Source organism: Alloyangia pacifica, assembly GCF_900116195.1.
Taxonomy (GTDB): Bacteria; Pseudomonadota; Alphaproteobacteria; order Rhodobacterales; family Rhodobacteraceae; genus Salipiger; species Salipiger pacificus.
In genome coordinates, this window is sequence record NZ_FOZW01000028.1 from 1 (window position 1) to 17,627 (window position 17,627).

General features: G+C 63.1%; 13 protein-coding genes. 2 read left to right on the forward strand and 11 right to left on the reverse strand.

Features of this window, described 5'->3' with window-relative positions; genetic code table 11:
* The 4 genes from BM397_RS28400 to rpsL all read right to left on the reverse strand — a co-directional run.
* Positions 1-466, reverse strand: a 466-nt coding sequence (locus tag BM397_RS28400; protein WP_143187086.1) for a GTP-binding protein, incomplete at its 3' end; no start/stop codon positions are given.
* Positions 467-548: 82 nt separating this feature from the next.
* Positions 549-2,672 carry an elongation factor G gene (fusA, locus tag BM397_RS28405; RefSeq protein WP_092431389.1) on the reverse strand — a complete coding sequence of 708 codons (2,124 nt, stop codon included), beginning with the start codon at positions 2,670-2,672 and terminating at the stop codon, positions 549-551.
* 21 nt (positions 2,673-2,693) lie between these two features.
* Complete coding sequence (rpsG, locus tag BM397_RS28410; protein ID WP_092431391.1) at positions 2,694-3,164, reverse strand: 30S ribosomal protein S7; 471 nt, start codon at positions 3,162-3,164, stop codon at positions 2,694-2,696.
* A gap of 12 nt (positions 3,165-3,176) precedes the next feature.
* The gene (gene rpsL, locus BM397_RS28415; protein WP_005862801.1) at positions 3,177-3,548 is read right to left on the reverse strand and encodes a 30S ribosomal protein S12; all 372 of its coding nucleotides are present in this window, start codon (positions 3,546-3,548) and stop codon (positions 3,177-3,179) included.
* A gap of 409 nt (positions 3,549-3,957) precedes the next feature.
* Here rpsL and BM397_RS28420 point away from each other — a divergent pair, with 409 nt between their 5' ends.
* A complete protein-coding gene (locus tag BM397_RS28420) occupies positions 3,958-4,767 on the forward strand; it encodes a putative rhamnosyl transferase (RefSeq protein ID WP_092431392.1) in 810 nt (269 codons plus the stop codon).
* Here the strand turns inward: BM397_RS28420 and BM397_RS28425 are convergent.
* The 5 genes from BM397_RS28425 to rplJ form a co-directional block, all read right to left on the reverse strand.
* Entirely contained in the window at positions 4,734-5,648 is a 915-nt protein-coding gene (locus tag BM397_RS28425) for a DMT family transporter (protein WP_092431393.1), read from the reverse strand. The genes BM397_RS28420 and BM397_RS28425 overlap by 34 nt on opposite strands.
* Positions 5,649-5,849: 201 nt before the next feature.
* Positions 5,850-10,100, reverse strand: coding sequence for a DNA-directed RNA polymerase subunit beta' (gene rpoC / locus BM397_RS28430; protein WP_092431394.1), 4,251 nt, complete (start codon positions 10,098-10,100; stop codon positions 5,850-5,852).
* A gap of 77 nt (positions 10,101-10,177) precedes the next feature.
* Positions 10,178-14,314: a DNA-directed RNA polymerase subunit beta gene (gene rpoB, locus BM397_RS28435; RefSeq protein ID WP_092431396.1), complete on the reverse strand. Its 4,137-nt coding sequence runs from the start codon at positions 14,312-14,314 to the stop codon at positions 10,178-10,180.
* Positions 14,315-14,556: 242 nt separating this feature from the next.
* On the reverse strand, positions 14,557-14,937 hold the full coding sequence (rplL, locus tag BM397_RS28440; protein WP_092431397.1) for a 50S ribosomal protein L7/L12: 381 nt from the start codon (positions 14,935-14,937) through the stop codon (positions 14,557-14,559).
* A 73-nt stretch (positions 14,938-15,010) separates the two neighbouring features.
* Positions 15,011-15,523, reverse strand: a complete 513-nt coding sequence (gene rplJ / locus BM397_RS28445) for a 50S ribosomal protein L10 (RefSeq protein WP_092431398.1) — start codon at positions 15,521-15,523, stop codon at positions 15,011-15,013.
* Positions 15,524-16,069: 546 nt separating this feature from the next.
* On the opposite strand from rplJ, the gene BM397_RS28450 reads away from it, so the two are divergent.
* Positions 16,070-16,309, forward strand: a complete 240-nt coding sequence (locus tag BM397_RS28450; protein ID WP_245696280.1) for a DUF2798 domain-containing protein — start codon at positions 16,070-16,072, stop codon at positions 16,307-16,309.
* Positions 16,310-16,378: 69 nt separating this feature from the next.
* Here BM397_RS28450 and rplA read toward each other — a convergent pair whose 3' ends face one another.
* The gene (rplA, locus tag BM397_RS28455) at positions 16,379-17,077 is read right to left on the reverse strand and encodes a 50S ribosomal protein L1 (RefSeq protein WP_092431401.1); all 699 of its coding nucleotides are present in this window, start codon (positions 17,075-17,077) and stop codon (positions 16,379-16,381) included.
* 1 nt (position 17,078) lies between these two features.
* Positions 17,079-17,528: a 50S ribosomal protein L11 gene (rplK, locus tag BM397_RS28460; RefSeq protein ID WP_092431402.1), complete on the reverse strand. Its 450-nt coding sequence runs from the start codon at positions 17,526-17,528 to the stop codon at positions 17,079-17,081.
* Positions 17,529-17,627: the final 99 nt, after the last annotated feature.

Below are 17,627 nucleotides of genomic sequence, written 5' to 3' on the forward strand. Positions count from 1 at the left end.
AAGCCGACAGCAGTTCGCGGATTTCCATCTCGACGAGCTCGAGCAGCTCTTCGTCGTCGACCTGGTCAACCTTGTTCATGAACACGACCATGGCGGGGATACCCACCTGGCGGCCCAGAAGGATGTGCTCGCGGGTCTGCGGCATGGGGCCGTCAGCTGCGTTCACAACCAGGATCGCGCCGTCCATCTGCGCCGCGCCGGTGATCATGTTCTTCACGTAGTCGGCGTGGCCGGGGCAGTCCACGTGCGCATAGTGGCGCGCGTCGGTCTCGTATTCCACGTGCGCGGTCGAGATCGTGATGCCGCGTGCCTTTTCTTCCGGCGCGCCGTCGATCTGGTCGTACGCACGGAAGTCACCGAAGTACTTGGTGATCGCTGCGGTCAGCGTCGTCTTGCCGTGGTCAACGTGACCGATCGTGCCGATGTTGCAGTGCGGCTTGCCGCGCTCAAACTTTTCCTTTGCCATGATGGCCTCCTTGGTCGGTGGCGGTGCGTGTGTTCACGCACCCTACTTGGGTAGGGTGCGGGGCTGAGCCCCGCACCGCTGCTTATGCGTATTTCGCCTGGATCTCGTCCGAGATGTTCTGCGGAACCGGATCGTAGTGGTCGAACTGCATCGTGAACTGCGCGCGGCCCGAGGACATCGAGCGCAGGGTGTTGATGTAGCCGAACATGTTGGCCAGCGGCACGAAGGCCTGAACTGCAACGGCGTTGCCGCGCGGCTCCTGACCGGACACCTGGCCACGGCGGGAGGTGAGGTCACCGATGATCGAACCGGTGTACTCTTCCGGCGTGACCACCTCGACCTTCATCATCGGCTCGAGCAGCTTCGCGCCGGCCTTGCGCAGACCTTCGCGCATTGCCATCCGCGCCGCGATTTCGAAGGCCAGAACCGAGGAGTCCACGTCGTGGAACTTGCCGTCGATCAGCGCGACCTTGAAGTCGATAACCGGGAAGCCTGCCAGCGGACCGGAGTCCATGACCGACTTGATGCCCTTTTCGACGCCCGGGATGTATTCCTTCGGAACAGCACCACCAACGATCTTGGACTCGAACGAGTAGCCTTCACCCGCTTCGGTTGGGCTGATGACCAGCTTGACCTCTGCGAACTGACCCGAACCACCCGACTGTTTCTTGTGGGTGTAGGTGTGCTCGATCTCGTGACCGATGGTCTCGCGATAGGCCACCTGCGGGGCACCGATGTTGGCCTCGACCTTGAACTCGCGCTTCAGGCGGTCGACGAGAATGTCGAGGTGAAGTTCGCCCATGCCCTTCATGATGGTCTGACCGGACTCGAGGTCGGTCTCGACGCGGAAGGAGGGGTCTTCTGCGGCCAGACGGGCCAGACCCTGGGACATCTTCTCCTGGTCGTTCTTCGTCTTCGGCTCGACCGCGATCTCGATCACCGGATCGGGGAAGGTCATGGTTTCGAGAACCACTTGCTTCTGAGCGTCGCAGAGGGTGTCACCGGTGGTGGTCTCTTTGAGGCCGGCCAGCGCGATGATGTCGCCTGCAAACGCTTCTTCGATCTCTTCCCGGTTGTTGGAGTGCATCATCATCATACGACCGATGCGCTCTTTCTTACCCTTGGTCGAGTTCATGATCGAATCGCCCTTCTTCATCGTACCGGAGTAGATACGGGTGAAGGTGAGCGAGCCCACGAAGGGGTCGTTCATGATCTTGAACGCGAGGCCCGAGAAGGGCTCTTCGTCCGAAGCGTGACGCTCGATGTTCCGGGTCTCGGTCTCGTCGTCGGGCGAGAAGCCCATGTACGGCGGGACGTCGAGGGGACCGGGCAGGAAGTCGACCACGGCGTTGAGCAGGGGCTGAACACCCTTGTTCTTGAACGCCGAACCACCCAGGACCGGAACGAAGGACAGCGACAGCGTGCCCTTACGGATCAGGTTCCGCAGGGTGGGGATGTCGGGCTCTTCGCCTTCGAGGTAGGCTTCCATCGCCGCATCGTCCTGCTCGACGGCATTCTCGATGAGGTGCGAACGCCACTCGTCTGCCACGTCCTTCAGGTCGTCGCGGATCGGCTGGCGCACCCAGGATGCACCCAGGTCTTCACCCTGCCAGACCCACTCTTCCATGGTCACGAGGTCGACGATGCCTTCGAGCTGGTCTTCTGCACCGATCGGGAAGTTGACGGGGACCGGGATTGCGCCCGTGCGGTCCTTGATCATCTTCACGCAGTTGAAGAAGTCAGCGCCGATCTTGTCCATCTTGTTGACGAACACGATGCGCGGCACCTTGTAGCGGTCAGCCTGACGCCACACGGTCTCGGTCTGCGGTTCAACGCCGGCGTTGCCGTCGAGAAGGCAGATCGCACCGTCGAGCACGGCCAGCGAACGCTCGACTTCGATGGTGAAGTCAACGTGGCCGGGAGTGTCGATGATGTTGTAGCGGAATTTCGTGTCCGAGGTACCTTCCTCGGTCGGATCTTCCTGCCACTGCCAGAAGGTGGTGGTCGCAGCGGACGTGATGGTGATGCCGCGCTCCTGCTCCTGCTCCATCCAGTCCATGGTGGCTGCGCCATCGTGGACTTCGCCGATTTTGTGCGAGCGGCCGGTGTAGTACAGGATGCGTTCCGTGGTCGTGGTCTTGCCCGCGTCGATGTGGGCCATGATCCCGAAGTTACGGTAACGCTGGAGGGGATATTCGCGTGCCATGGTGGTCTGCCTTTCCGGAGATTACCAGCGGTAGTGGCTGAACGCTTTGTTCGCGTCGGCCATCTTGTGGGTGTCTTCGCGCTTCTTAACAGCGGAGCCACGGGATTGCACGGCATCCAGGAGTTCGCCTGCGAGGCGCTCTTCCATGGTGTGCTCGTTGCGGGCGCGCGAGGCTGCGATCAGCCAGCGGATAGCCAGGGCCTCACGGCGCTCGGGGCGCACTTCGACGGGGACCTGGTAGGTGGCACCACCAACGCGGCGCGAACGAACTTCGACGGCCGGCTTGATGTTGTCCAGAGCCTCGTGGAACACTTCCACGGGCGCGCGCTTCACCTTGCCTTCGACGCGCTCGAGGGCGTTGTAGACGATGCGCTCTGCGACCGACTTCTTGCCGTCGATCATCAGGTTGTTCATGAATTTGGTCAGAACCCGGTCACCATACTTGGCGTCGGGCAGGACTTCGCGTTTTTCAGCGGCGTGACGACGAGACATTTATGTATCCTCTTATTTCGGACGCTTCGCGCCGTACTTCGAGCGACGCTGCTTACGGTCTTTGACGCCCTGGGTATCCAGAACACCGCGCAGGATGTGGTAACGGACACCCGGAAGGTCTTTCACACGGCCGCCGCGGATGAGCACAACCGAGTGCTCCTGCAGGTTGTGCGATTCACCCGGGATGTAGGAGATGACTTCGTAGCCGTTGGTCAGACGCACCTTGGCCACCTTACGCATTGCCGAGTTCGGCTTCTTGGGCGTGGTGGTGTAGACGCGCGTGCAGACGCCGCGCTTCTGCGGGCACTGCTCGAGGTGCTGCGACTTCGAACGCTTAACTTTCGGCTGCCGCGGCTTGCGGATCAGCTGTTGGATCGTGGGCATATGGGTTGTTCCCCGTAATTCTCACATATGTGGTGCACGGGGAGCCCCCCATGCGGTTCAATCGAATAGGCGCCCCACGCGTCCGCGGGTCACCGGTGATGCGCCGAAGGTCCGAGAACCGCGGGATCGTAACCCCACAACGACGCAAAATACCGCATACGTCCCCGGGCACGGGTAACGTCGCGGTGGGTCTCCAGAGGATCGGGGCCAGGGACGCCGATCTTGACCACTGTAGTTCCGTAGAATGCGGCGGGCGCACTGAGGCCTCCGCCGGATTGAGGCGCGTATAGGGGGAGTCGCGGAGCTTGTCAACACGGGCTGCCCCGGGCCGCCTGCGCCGGGCGCCCCCTTGTCAGCCAGTCCGCCCGATGCCAACCATAGGGGGTATGTTTGACCCAGGTTGCGCCCCATGCAGATCATAGGCTTGTGCCGGTTTTCCTACCCTGCCGAAGGCGGTTTCCAGGTCGAACACCCGACGCTCGAAGCGAGGATCGCCTACCTCTACAGCCCCGAGCGGATGGAGGAAAGGCTGCGGCATTTCGAGTGCATCTGCCTGCCGGGTCTGAAGGCGCAGACGGATGCCGACTTCACCTTCCTCGTGCTGGTCGGCGAGGCAATGCCCCTGCCCTATCTTGACCGGCTGCGCGAGCTGCTCGCGGAGTTTCCGCAGGCCCGGATTGTCAGCCGCCCGCCGGGTCCGCATCGGCAGGTCTGCCAACAGGTGATCAACGCGGCCCGGGATATGTCGCAGCCCTGTCTGGAATTCCGGCATGACGACGACGACGCGGTCGCGGTCACGTTCATCGCCGAGCTGCGCGCCGCCGCGCTCGACATCTCGGCCCTGCGCGCAAGGCACCGGCTGGTCGCGCTGGACTGGAACCGCGGCTACGTCGCCCGGCCCGATGCGCAGGGGATCCGGGCCGAGCCCTGCGTGACGCCCTTCTGGGGCGTGGCGCAAGCTGTGGCCGTGGCGCCGGGCGTGCGGCAGAGCATCATGAACTTCGGCCACAACAAGCTCATCCGCTTCATGCCCACGCTGAGCTTCACCGACTCTCCGATGTACCTGCGCGGGCATAGCGATCACAACGATTCACGCCAGAAAGCCCATGTGAAGCCGGTCGACCTGCCCTTGCTCGACCCATCGGGCGAGGCCGAGATCAAGCGTCTCTTCGGCGTCGACGCGGATCACGTCCGCCGGGTTTTCGCACCCGCCAGCTGAAGGCCTCCCGCCCGGCGCAGCTGACGCTCGCGCCAGAGGGTGAAGCTTCCCATTCCGACGATCACCGCTGCGCCGAGCAGCGTCATCGGATGCGGCAGCTCGCCCCAGATCACAAGCCCGAGCAACAGGGCCCAGAGCAAGCCCGTATATCGAAACGGGGCGATGAAGCCGACCTCGCCAACCCGCATGACCATGACGCTGAGCGTGTAACCGGCAATGATCAGCAGCGAAGTGCCCAGCATCAGCAGGGACAGCCGCGCGTCCAGAGGCTGCCAGTCCTCGCCCAGAGACCAGCCCGCGGCGAAGAGCATCACCAGAACCGCGGAGGACAGCGTCACCTGCATGCTCGGAAGTGACGGGGACACCCGCCGGGTGGCCAGATCGCGCAGGGTGACCGCGCCGACCGCCAGAAGGGCGTAGACCGAGAAGGCGGTGAACCCCTCGGTGCCCGGCCGAACGATCAGGAGCATACCGAAAAAGCCGCCAGCGATGGCCAGCCAGCGACGCCAGCCGACGGGCTCGCCGAAGAAGACAGCGCTGCCCAGGGTGACCGTCAGCGGCACCATCTGCAGCAGCGCCGTGGCATTGGCCAGCGGCATGTTGCGCAAGGCGGTCAGGAAGAAATAGGCCGAGCCGCATTCGGCGACCCCGCGAAGCAGCATCAGCAGCGCATCAGCGCCACTCGGTCGGTGCCGCAGCGCGCCAAGACGCAGCGCGAGGAACGCGATGAACAGGCTGGCGACGATCCCGCGCAGCACGAGGATCTGCGACAGCGGCAGATCGGAGCCGATCGCCTTCACGCAGGCATCGCTGAAAGTGAATGCGGCCGTGTTCCCGATCATCAGGAGCATGCCGCGACCATTGTCGGAGAAGCGGTTCATGGGCGGATCGCTAGCACCGGGCTGCCGCCGCCACCATCCTGAAAAGGCACCTCCATCGCGCCGGGCCTTCTTCTCTTTCCAAATACGCCGGGGGAGGCCGCAGGCCGGGGGCGGAGCCCCCTCCCCTGCCTGCCCAAAGGAAAAGGGCCCCCGCACCAGAGTGCGGGGGCCCGAAGCTTGCGTGCCCAAAGGCAGCTGCGATTACTCGCGGCTTTCCGGCGTGTCGACGACCAGAGTGTCGAACTCGTCGCCACCGATCACGTCGCTCGACGAGGTATCCGGAGCGGCCAGCAGCGCGGCCTGTTCGGCCTCGTCGCGGCGCACTTCGATCACCTTGTTGTCGCGCTCGGTCGCGATGCGACGCACCCGCTGGGTCGCGCCACCGGTGCCCGCCGGGATCAGGCGGCCCACGATGACGTTCTCCTTGAGGCCGACCAGCTTGTCCTTCTTGCCCTGCACCGAAGCCTCGGTGAGGACGCGGGTGGTCTCCTGGAAGGAAGCCGCCGAGATGAACGAACGGGTCTGCAACGACGCCTTGGTGATGCCGAGCAGGATGGGCTCGCCCGTCGCCGGACGGCCGCCCTTCTTCTCGATCTTCTCGTTGGCCGCGTCGAACTCCGCCTTGTCCACGTGCTCGCCCTTGAGCAGCGTGGTGTCGCCGGAGTCGTGGATTTCCCACTTCTGCAGCATCTGGCGGACGATGACCTCGACGTGCTTGTCGTTGATCTTCACGCCCTGCAGTCGATAGACGTCCTGGACTTCGTCGATCATGTAGTTCGCCAGAGCCTCGACACCCATGATGGCCAGGATGTCATGCGGCGCCGGGTTGCCGTCCATGATGTAGTCGCCCTTCTGGACGTAATCGCCTTCGACCACAGGAATGTGCTTGCCCTTCGGGATCATGTATTCCTTGGGCTCCATCGTGTCATCGACCGGGTCGATCGCGATGCGGCGCTTGTTCTTGTAGTCCTTGCCGAAGCGCACATAGCCGTCGATCTCGGCGATGATCGCGTGGTCCTTCGGACGACGCGCCTCGAAGAGTTCGGCCACACGCGGCAGACCACCGGTGATGTCCTTCGTCTTCGCGCCCTCGCGCGGGATACGCGCAAGAACGTCACCGGCCTTGATCTCCTGGCCTTCTTCACAGGACAGGATGGCATCCACCGACATCGGGTAGGTCAGCGGGTTGCCAGCCGCGTTGCGCACGGGCTCGCCATCGGCATCCATCAGGATGATTTCCGGCTTGAGCTCGTTGCCCTTCGGAGCCGCACGCCAGTCGATCACGATCTTCTGGGTCATGCCGGTGGCTTCGTCGGTCTCGTCGCGGACAGCCACACCTGCGGTGAGGTCGACGTGCTTCGCGATACCGTCCGCTTCCGCCAGGATCGGCAGGGTGTACGGGTCCCACTCGAACAGCTTGTCGCCGCGCGAGACGGTCTGGCCTTCCTTGACGAACAGCTTGGTGCCGTAGCCGAGCTTGTGGCTCGCACGTTCCTTGCCGTCCTCGCCCATGATCCGCAGCTTCATGTTGCGGCCCATGACGAGGGTTTCGCCGATGGAATTCTCGAGGGTCGAGGCATTCTCGAACTCGATCAGGCCTTCCTGCGAGGCTTCCTGGAACGACTGCTGGCCACCCTGGGCAACGCCGCCGATGTGGAAGGTCCGCATCGTCAGCTGCGTGCCAGGTTCACCGATCGACTGCGCGGCGATGATGCCGACAGCTTCACCGGTGTTGACCATGGTGCCGCGCGCGAGGTCACGGCCGTAGCACATGGCGCAGACGCCCTCTTCAGCTTCACAGGTCAGCGGCGAGCGGATGCGCGTGGACTGCACCGCGGCCTCGTCGATCACGTCGGCCATGCGCTCGTCGATGAGCTGGCCGGCGCGCACGAGAACCTCACCGGTGACGGGGTGCGGGATATCGTCCGCAGCCACACGGCCCAGGATACGCTCGGCGAGCGAGGCCACGACTTCACCGTCGTTGACCGCCGCTTCCGCGGTGATCGCACGGTCGGTGCCGCAGTCGTGCGCACGCACGATGCAGTCCTGCGCAACGTCCACCAGACGGCGGGTCAGGTAACCCGAGTTCGCCGTTTTCAGAGCGGTATCCGACAGACCCTTACGAGCACCGTGGGTCGAGTTGAAGTACTCGAGAACGGTCAGGCCTTCCTTGAAGTTCGAGATGATCGGGGTCTCGATGATGTCGCCGTTCGGCTTCGCCATCAGGCCGCGCATCCCGCCCAGCTGCTTCATCTGGGTGACCGAGCCACGCGCACCGGAGTGGGCCATCATGTAGACCGAGTTCGGCTCCATTTCCGACCCGTCCTCGGCGCGCTTGTTCGCCGAGATGGTGTTCATCATGGCGTCGGTGACCTTGTCGTTACACTTCGACCAGGCGTCCACCACCTTGTTGTACTTCTCGCCCTGAGTGATCAGGCCGTCGAGGTACTGCTGCTCGAAGTCCTTCACCTGATCGCGGGTTTCCTCGACGAGCGTCCACTTGCTGTCGGGGATGACCATGTCGTCCTTGCCGAACGAGATGCCGGCGCGGAATGCTTCCTTGAAGCCCATGGACATGATCTGGTCGCAGAAGATGACCGACTCTTTCTGACCGCAGTAACGGTAGACGGTGTCGATGACCTTCTGAACGTCCTTCTTCCGCAGCAGCGTGTTGACGAGATCGAACGGAGCCTTGGCGTTCATCGGCAGCAGAGCGCCGAGGCGCACGCGGCCCGGGGTCGTCTCGTAACGCTTGACGACCTCGTTGCCCTCTTCGTCGATCTGGCGCACGCGGCACTCGATCTTGGCGTGCAGGTGCACTTCGCCAGCGGTCAGGGCGTGCTCGACCTCTTCGATGTTGGAGAACTTCATCCCCTCGCCCTTCATGCCTTCGCGCATGATGGTCGTGTAGTAGAGGCCGAGGATCATATCCTGCGACGGCACGATGATCGGGCTGCCGTTTGCGGGCGACAGCACGTTGTTCGTGGACATCATCAGGACACGCGCCTCGAGCTGCGCTTCGAGCGACAGCGGCACGTGGACAGCCATCTGGTCACCGTCGAAGTCGGCGTTGAACGCCGAGCAGACGAGCGGGTGCAGCTGGATGGCCTTGCCTTCGATCAGCTGGGGTTCGAACGCCTGGATGCCCAGACGGTGCAGCGTCGGCGCGCGGTTCAGCAGAACCGGGTGCTCGCGGATCACCTCGTCGAGGATGTCCCAGACTTCCGGACGCTCTTTTTCGACCAGCTTCTTCGCCTGCTTCACGGTGCTGGACAGGCCCTTGGCCTCCAGGCGCGAGTAGATGAAAGGCTTGAAGAGCTCGAGCGCCATCTTCTTCGGCAGGCCGCACTGGTGCAGCTTGAGTTCCGGACCGGTCACGATGACCGAGCGGCCCGAGAAGTCGACGCGCTTACCCAGAAGGTTCTGACGGAAGCGGCCCTGCTTACCTTTCAGCATGTCGGACAGCGACTTCAGCGGACGCTTGTTCGCGCCGGTGATGACGCGGCCACGGCGGCCGTTGTCGAACAGCGCGTCGACGGCCTCCTGCAGCATCCGCTTTTCGTTGCGGACAATGATGTCCGGCGCGCGCAGTTCGATCAGCCGCTTGAGGCGGTTGTTCCGGTTGATCACGCGGCGGTAGAGGTCGTTCAGGTCCGAGGTCGCGAAGCGGCCACCGTCGAGCGGCACCAGCGGGCGCAGTTCGGGCGGGATGACCGGGATCACGGTGAGGATCATCCACTCGGGGCGGTTGCCCGACTCGAGGAAGGATTCCACGACCTTGAGGCGCTTGATGATCTTCTTGGGCTTCAGCTCGCCGGTGGCTTCCTTGAGGTCCGCACGCAGCTGCTCGGCCTCGGCTTCGAGGTCGATGGCGGCGAGCATCTCGCGGATGGCCTCGGCACCGATGTTGGCGCTGAACGCGTCGGCGCCGAACTGGTCCTGCGCGTCGAGGAACTCGTCCTCGGTCATCATCTGGCCGTAGGTCAGGTCGGTCAGACCGGGCTCGATCACAACGTAGTTTTCGAAGTACAGCACGCGCTCGAGATCACGCAGCGTCATGTCCAGCATGAGGCCGATGCGCGAGGGCAGCGACTTGAGGAACCAGATGTGCGCGCAGGGAGCTGCGAGCTCGATGTGGCCCATGCGCTCGCGGCGCACTTTCTGAAGCGTAACTTCGACGCCGCACTTCTCGCAGACGACGCCGCGGTACTTCATGCGCTTGTACTTGCCGCACAGGCACTCGTAGTCCTTGATCGGACCGAAGATGCGCGCGCAGAACAGGCCGTCACGCTCGGGCTTGAACGTACGGTAGTTGATCGTCTCGGGCTTCTTGATCTCGCCGTAGGACCACGAGAGGATCCGCTCGGGCGATGCCAGCGATACCTTGATCTCGTCGAAGACCTTGGGCGGGGTCAGCGGGTTGAACGGGTTGTTGGTCAGTTCCTGGTTCATGTCGTCTTCCTAAATGACAGGGCTTGGAGAGAGGAGCCGCGCGAGGCTTGCGCCCCGCGCGGTGGCCGGATGGGCCGTTATTCCTCGTCCTCCGCGTCCAGGAGTTCCATGTTCAGGCCGAGGCCGCGGACTTCCTTCACGAGCACGTTGAAGCTCTCGGGAACGCCCGCTTCGTAGTTGTCCTCGCCCTTGACGATGCTTTCGTAGACCTTGGTCCGGCCCGCCACGTCATCCGACTTCACGGTCAGCATTTCCTGCAGGGTGTAGGCGGCGCCGTAGGCTTCCAGAGCCCAGACCTCCATCTCCCCGAAACGCTGGCCACCGAACTGCGCCTTACCACCCAGCGGCTGCTGGGTAACGAGCGAGTACGGGCCGGTCGAACGTGCGTGGATCTTGTCGTCGACAAGGTGGTGCAGCTTGAGCATGTACTTCACGCCCACCGTCACCTCACGCGCGAACTGGTCGCCGGTGCGGCCATCGAACAGCACGGACTGGCCGGACTGGTTGATGCCTGCGCGCACCAGCGCGTCGTTCACGTCGGCTTCCTTGGCGCCGTCGAAGACCGGGGTCGCGATCGGAACACCGCGGGTCACGTTCGAGGCCGCTTCGATGAGCTGCGTCTCGTTCATGCCCTCGATGCCCTCGGCGTAAACCTCGGCACCGTAGGCGTGGCGCATGGCCTCGCGGACCGGCGTCAGGTCGCCCGAGCGACGGTATTCCTGCAGGCCTTCCTCGATCTGGATGCCGAGGCCGCGTGCGGCCCAGCCCATGTGGGTCTCGAGGATCTGACCGACGTTCATACGCGACGGCACGCCCAGCGGGTTGAGGCAGAAGTCGACCGGGGTACCATCAGCGAGGAACGGCATGTCCTCGATCGGCACCACGCGCGACACCACGCCCTTGTTCCCGTGACGACCGGCCATCTTGTCGCCGGGCTGCAGCTTGCGCTTCACCGCGACGAAGACCTTGACCATCTTCATCACACCCGGCGGCAGGTCGTCGCCACGACGGACTTTCTCGACCTTGTCCTCGAAACGGGCGTCGAGGGCGCGCTTCTGCGCCTCGTACTGCTCGTGCAGGGCCTCGACGATCTGAGCGTCTGCCTCTTCGGCGAGAGCGAGCTGCCACCACTGGCCGCGGCTCAGGCTTTCGAGAAGCTCTTCGTCGATTTCCGAGTTCGGGCGGACGCCCTTCGGACCCTTCACCGCGGTCTTGCCCAGGACGAGGTCCTTCAGACGGGCATAGATGTTGCGGTCGAGGATGGCGAGCTCGTCGTCCCGGTCACGGGCCAGACGTTCGACTTCCTCACGCTCGATCTGCAGCGCACGTTCGTCTTTCTCGACACCATGGCGGTTGAAGACGCGAACTTCCACGACGGTGCCGTAGTCGCCCGGCTTCACGCGCAGCGAGGTATCGCGAACGTCCGAAGCTTTCTCACCGAAGATGGCGCGGAGGAGCTTCTCTTCCGGCGTCATCGGGCTTTCGCCCTTCGGAGTGATCTTGCCCACGAGGATGTCGCCCGGCTCCACGTCCGCACCGATATACACGATACCGGCTTCGTCGAGGTTGCGCAGGGCTTCCTCGCCGACGTTGGGAATGTCGCGGGTGATCTCTTCCGGCCCGAGCTTGGTGTCGCGGGCGGCGACTTCGAATTCCTCGATGTGGATCGAGGTGTAGACGTCGTCACGCGCAATGCGTTCGGAGATCAGGATCGAGTCTTCGTAGTTGTAGCCGTTCCAGGGCATGAAGGCGACGATGATGTTCTTGCCGAGCGCCAGTTCACCGATGTCGGTGGACGGGCCGTCCGCAATCACTTCGCCCTTGCCGACCAGGTCGCCCACCTTCACCAGCGGGCGCTGGTTGATGCAGGTGTTCTGGTTCGAACGCTGGAACTTGCGCATGCGGTAGATGTCCACGCCCGGATCGCCCGGTTCGAGACCATCGGTCGCCCGGATCACGATACGCTGCGCATCGACCTGGTCGATGACGCCGCCACGCTTGGCCATGATTGCCGCGCCGGAGTCGCGCGCCACAACCTCTTCGATCCCGGTGCCGACCAGCGGCGCCTCGGATTTGAGGACGGGCACGGCCTGACGCTGCATGTTCGCACCCATCAGAGCGCGGTTGGCGTCGTCGTTTTCCAGGAACGGAATGAGCGAGGCACCGACCGAGACCAGCTGCTTCGGCGAGACGTCGATCAGGTCGACGCTTTCGCGCGGTGCGAGCGTGTAGTCGCCCGACTGGCGGGTCGAGACGAGGTCGTTGATGAACTTGCCGTCTTCATCCAGCGTCGCGTTGGCCTGAGCCACGGTGTGACGCATTTCCTCGGTCGCCGACATGTACTGGACTTCGTCGGTCACCTTCGCATCGATCACCTTCCGATACGGGGTTTCGATGAAACCGTACTTGTTGACGCGGGCGAAGGTGGCCAGCGAGTTGATCAGACCGATGTTCGGGCCTTCCGGCGTTTCGATCGGGCACATCCGGCCGTAGTGGGTCGGGTGCACGTCGCGCACCTCGAAGCCGGCACGTTCGCGGGTCAGACCGCCCGGCCCGAGGGCCGACAGGCGACGCTTGTGCGTCACTTCGGAGAGCGGGTTGGTCTGGTCCATGAACTGCGACAGCTGCGACGAACCGAAGAACTCGCGCACGGCGGCAGCCGCCGGCTTCGCGTTGATCAGGTCCTGCGGCATGACGGTGTCGATCTCGACCGACGACATGCGTTCCTTGATCGCGCGCTCCATGCGGAGCAGGCCGACGCGGTACTGGTTTTCCATCAGCTCGCCGACGGAACGGACACGACGGTTGCCGAGGTGGTCGATGTCGTCCACTTCGCCACGGCCGTCACGCAGCTCGACCAGGGCCTTGATGCACTTGACGATGTCGTCGCGGTCCAGTGTGCGCTGGGTGTCCGGCTTGTCGAGCGCCAGGCGCATGTTCATCTTCACGCGGCCCACGGCCGAGAGGTCGTAGCGCTCGCTATCGAAGAACAGCGTGTCGAACAGGGCCGAGGCGGCCTCGACGGTCGGCGGCTCGCCCGGGCGCATGACGCGGTAGATGTCCATGAGCGCGCTGTTGCGGTCCATGCTCTTGTCTTGCGCCATCGTGTTGCGCATGTAGGCGCCGACGGTGATGTTGTCGATGTCGAGAACGGGGATCTCGGTGATGCCCGCGTCGACCAGCTCTTTCAGGGTGCCGCCGGTGACGTCACCGTCCTTGTCGACTTCCCAGGTCAGCTCGTCGCCGGCCTCGACGTAGATCGCGCCGGTCTCTTCGTTGATGATGTCTTTCGAGACGAACTTGCCGACGATCTGCTCGAACGGCAGCAGCAGGTTCTGCACCTTGCCTTCGTCGATCAGCTTCTTCACCGCGCGCGGGGTCACCTTCTTGGTGGCCTCTGCGATGATCTCGCCGGTGTCCGCATCCACGAGGTCATAGACCGGGCGCGTGCCGCGCACCCGCTCAGGGAAGAACTTGGTCACCCAGCCTTCGCCACGACGCAGCGTGTAGGTCACGGTGTCGTAGTAGGCATCCATGATGGCTTCCTGGTCGAGACCCAGTGCATAGAGCAGGGTCGTGACAGGGAGCTTCCGGCGGCGGTCGATACGCGCAAAGACGATGTCCTTGGCGTCGAATTCGAAGTCGAGCCACGAGCCGCGATAGGGAATGATGCGGCAGGCGAAGAGCAGCTTGCCCGAGCTGTGCGTCTTGCCTTTGTCATGGTCGAAGAAGACGCCCGGCGAACGGTGCATCTGGGACACGATCACGCGCTCGGTGCCGTTCACGATGAACGTACCGTTCGGGGTCATCAGGGGCATGTCGCCCATGAAGACGTCCTGTTCCTTGATGTCCTTCACCGACTTGGCGCCGGTATCCTCGTCGATATCGAACACGATGAGGCGCAGGGTCACCTTCAGCGGGGCGCTGTAGGTCATGTCGCGCTGCATGCACTCTTCGACGTCGTACTTCGGCTTTTCCAGTTCGTAGTTGACGAACTCGAGAACGGCGGTCTCGTTGAAATCCTTGATCGGGAACACCGACTGGAAGACGCCCATGATGCCTTCGCCGTCGGTGGGCTGCAGCTGGTCGCCGGATTTCAGGAAGAGTTCGTAGGAGCTTTTCTGAACCTCGATGAGGTTCGGCATCTCCAGAACCTCGCGAATTTTACCGTAATATCTGCGGAGACGTTTCTGGCCAAGAAAGCTTTGCGCCATAGGTCTGTTCACCTTTCGATTCTCACTGGACGCGCATGCTGTCGGGCACCAGCGGCACATCCATCCGAGACGGCAGTGTTCCGATCCATTCCTGGCTTCTGTCCCACCAGAAGCCTCCCGATCCTGGAACTCGCCTTAGAAAAGCCCTCTGGAAAGGGCCTTTCTGAGACGGGTTCGGCTGGACCCGGATTTCTCCGGATCCAGCCAAATTTGCGATCGTACCGGGCAAGCCCGGAAGACGATTACTTAACTTCGATCTCAGCGCCAGCTTCTTCGAGCTTCTTCTTGATCTCTTCGGCTTCGTCCTTGGACACGCCTTCTTTGACAGCCTTGCCGCCGGCTTCCACCAGCTCTTTGGCTTCTTTCAGGCCCAGGCCGGTGATGCCGCGGACTTCTTTGATCACGTTGATCTTCTTGTCGCCAGCCGACTTGAGGATCACGTCGAATTCGGTCTTCTCTTCCTCAGCAGCAGCTGCGTCGCCGCCTGCGGGGCCGGCCATCATCACTGCGCCGCCAGCTGCGGGCTCGATGCCGTACTCGTCCTTGAGGATGGTTTTCAGTTCTTGTGCTTCGAGCAGCGTCAGACCAACGATTTGCTCAGCAAGTGCTTTCAGATCAGCCATTTTACGTATTCCGTTTAGCTAGATGTGTTCCAACGTGCGGGTCTTCAACCCCACGAAGATCTGGTGGGTGCCGTTACGCAGCTTTCTCTTCGATGGTCGAGAGAATGGATGCGATGTTCGATGCAGGTGCGCCAATCGCGCCGGCGATGTTCGAAGCGGGTGCGCCGATGCAGCCGACGATGGAGGCAATGAGCTCCTCGCGCGACGGCATTTTCGACACGGCCTCGACACCGGCCCGGTCCAGAGCCGTTCCCGACATTGCGCCGCCGAGGATCTCGAATTTCGAGTTTGCCTTGGCGAAGTCCTCGACCACTTTGGCAGCTGCCACAGGGTCTTCGGAATAAGTCAGAACGGTCATGCCCTCCAGGTACTCGGCGATGCTCTCGCAGCCGGTATCCTTCAGAGCGATCTTGGCGAGCCTGTTCTTGGCGACGCGAACCGACGTGCCGGCCGCGCGGGCGCGGGCACGAAGATCGGTCATATCGGCAACCGTGAGACCCTCGTAGCGGCTAACCACCACGACGCCAGAGCTTTCAAAGATCTGGCCGAGTTCCTCGACCACTTTCTCTTTCTGGGCTCTATCCACAGTTTCACTCCAAGTTATGGAGGGGATTCGACCCCTCCGGCTCGTTCTGCCGGGTCTCCCCGGCCTCAAGGTCCGATCGGGTCGTCACATCGCGCCACCGGAACACATCGGCCCGGAACGTTATGTCTCTTCCCGTCTCAGGCAGGATTTAAGGATCAAGGTCGGCTGACCGCTCACCACCCACCGTCTCGGACGAAATCGAGGGCCGCGACGAATCGTGCGCTGCCCTCGTCTGCTCCGCTTAAAGGGTTTTACGCCCCTTGCCAAGGGCAGAAGCGTCCGCTTTGCGGAGGGGCGCATATTAGCGCAGCGTCGCGAAGATGCAACGCAACAGTGCCTGCGGATGCTTGACCGGAGTCCGCGCGCCCCCTAAGTCCGTTCAAGCCGAAAAACGTCAGGCCGGTTGGTTAGCCCGGCCACCGCAGTCATGCGGGAGCTAGTCGTTCCACGAACCCGCGGCGCCCTGCCTACCCGGGGACCGTGGAGCGCTCAGGACCTTTCGGCCCTCCATGGCCCTGCCCTTGCAAACCGCCAATGGAGATCACCATGACAACCTCCCGCTCCACCCTCATCCTCGCGCAGCTCTTCATCTCGGGGAGCATGTCCTTCCTGATGACCGGAATCTTCGCCGCCGTGCCCCTCTGGTTCGCCAGCGGCTGGGTCGCCACCTGGATGCAACACTGGCTCGTCGCATGGCCGGTCGCCTTCCTGCTGTCGCTGATCGTCGGACCGCTCTGTTTCAAAGCCTCCTTCATGGTGCTGCGCGGTGCTGACCGTCTGCGATGAAAGGCCCCTTCTGAAACGCAAAAGGCCCCGCCGTTTCCGGCGGGGCCTTCGCAGTCAGATCGGATCAGATCACTCGACGTTGGCCGAGGTCACGTCCACCGACACGCCCGGGCCCATGGTGGAGCTGAGCGAGATCTTCTTCACGTAGGTGCCCTTGGCACCGGTCGGCTTCGCCTTGGCGACGGCGCCAACGAAGGCACGGATGTTCTCGGCCAGCTTGGCGTCATCGAAGGATGCCTTGCCAACGCCTGCGTGGATCACGCCGGCTTTTTCGACCTTGAACTGGACCTGGCCACCCTTGGCGTCCTTGACGGCCTGAGCGACATCCATGGTCACGGTGCCGACCTTGGGGTTCGGCATCAGGTTGCGCGGGCCAAGCACTTTGCCCAGACGGCCGACGATCGGCATCATGTCCGGGGTCGCGATGCAGCGGTCGAAGTCGATGGTGCCACCCTGGATGGTTTCCATCAGGTCTTCGGCGCCAACGATGTCCGCACCGGCGGCCTGGGCTTCTTCAGCCTTGGCGCCACGAGCGAACACGGCGACGCGCACAGTCTTGCCGGTGCCGTTCGGCAGGCCGACAACGCCGCGGACCATCTGGTCAGCGTGGCGCGGGTCGACGCCGAGGTTCATCGCGATTTCGACGGTTTCGTCGAACTTGGCCGAGGCGTTTGCCTTGATCAGAGCGACCGCTTCTTCGACGGTCACGTCTTCTTTGCCGGCAAAGGCTTCACGGGCGGCGCGGGTGCGTTTTCCGAGTTTTGCCATCTTACTTCACCTCGATGCCCATGGACTTGGCCGAGCCAAGGATGATCTGCATTGCCTGCTCGACGTCGTTTGCCGACAGGTCCTTCATCTTCGCTTCGGCGATCTCGCGAACCTGAGCAACGGTCACGGTTGCCACGGTCTCACGACCGGGCTTCTCGGCGCCGCGGGGACGGTTACGCTTGCCGACGGGCTTCAGGCCGGCTGCCTTCTTCAGGTAGTAAGACGCGGGGGGCGTCTTGATGTCCATGGTGAAGGACTTGTCCTGATAGTAGGTGATCTCGGTCGGGCAAGGTGCGCCAACTTCCATGTCCTGCGTCTTGGCGTTGAACGCCTTGCAGAATTCCATGATGTTGATGCCGCGCTGACCCAGCGCGGGGCCGACGGGCGGCGACGGGTTGGCTTTGCCTGCAGGGATCTGCAGCTTCATCTTGCCAGCAAGTTTCTTGGCCATTTGGCCTCTCCTTTTTCCAATTCCTCACGGACGCGTCCGCGAGGCGATGCTTGGTGTGGTCTGGTCCGGACAGCGCGCTGTCCTCGCCTCCCACCTGAA

Coding starts and splice junctions, on each gene's coding strand:
- fusA (WP_092431389.1), bottom strand. CDS start 2,672: ATGGCACGCGAATATCCCCTCCAGCGTTACCGTAACTTCGGGATCATG.
- rpsG (WP_092431391.1), bottom strand. CDS start 3,164: ATGTCTCGTCGTCACGCCGCTGAAAAACGCGAAGTCCTGCCCGACGCC.
- rpsL (WP_005862801.1), bottom strand. CDS start 3,548: ATGCCCACGATCCAACAGCTGATCCGCAAGCCGCGGCAGCCGAAAGTT.
- BM397_RS28420 (WP_092431392.1), top strand. CDS start 3,958: ATGCAGATCATAGGCTTGTGCCGGTTTTCCTACCCTGCCGAAGGCGGT.
- BM397_RS28425 (WP_092431393.1), bottom strand. CDS start 5,648: ATGAACCGCTTCTCCGACAATGGTCGCGGCATGCTCCTGATGATCGGG.
- rpoC (WP_092431394.1), bottom strand. CDS start 10,100: ATGAACCAGGAACTGACCAACAACCCGTTCAACCCGCTGACCCCGCCC.
- rpoB (WP_092431396.1), bottom strand. CDS start 14,314: ATGGCGCAAAGCTTTCTTGGCCAGAAACGTCTCCGCAGATATTACGGT.
- rplL (WP_092431397.1), bottom strand. CDS start 14,937: ATGGCTGATCTGAAAGCACTTGCTGAGCAAATCGTTGGTCTGACGCTG.
- BM397_RS28450 (WP_245696280.1), top strand. CDS start 16,070: ATGACAACCTCCCGCTCCACCCTCATCCTCGCGCAGCTCTTCATCTCG.
- rplA (WP_092431401.1), bottom strand. CDS start 17,077: ATGGCAAAACTCGGAAAACGCACCCGCGCCGCCCGTGAAGCCTTTGCC.
- rplK (WP_092431402.1), bottom strand. CDS start 17,528: ATGGCCAAGAAACTTGCTGGCAAGATGAAGCTGCAGATCCCTGCAGGC.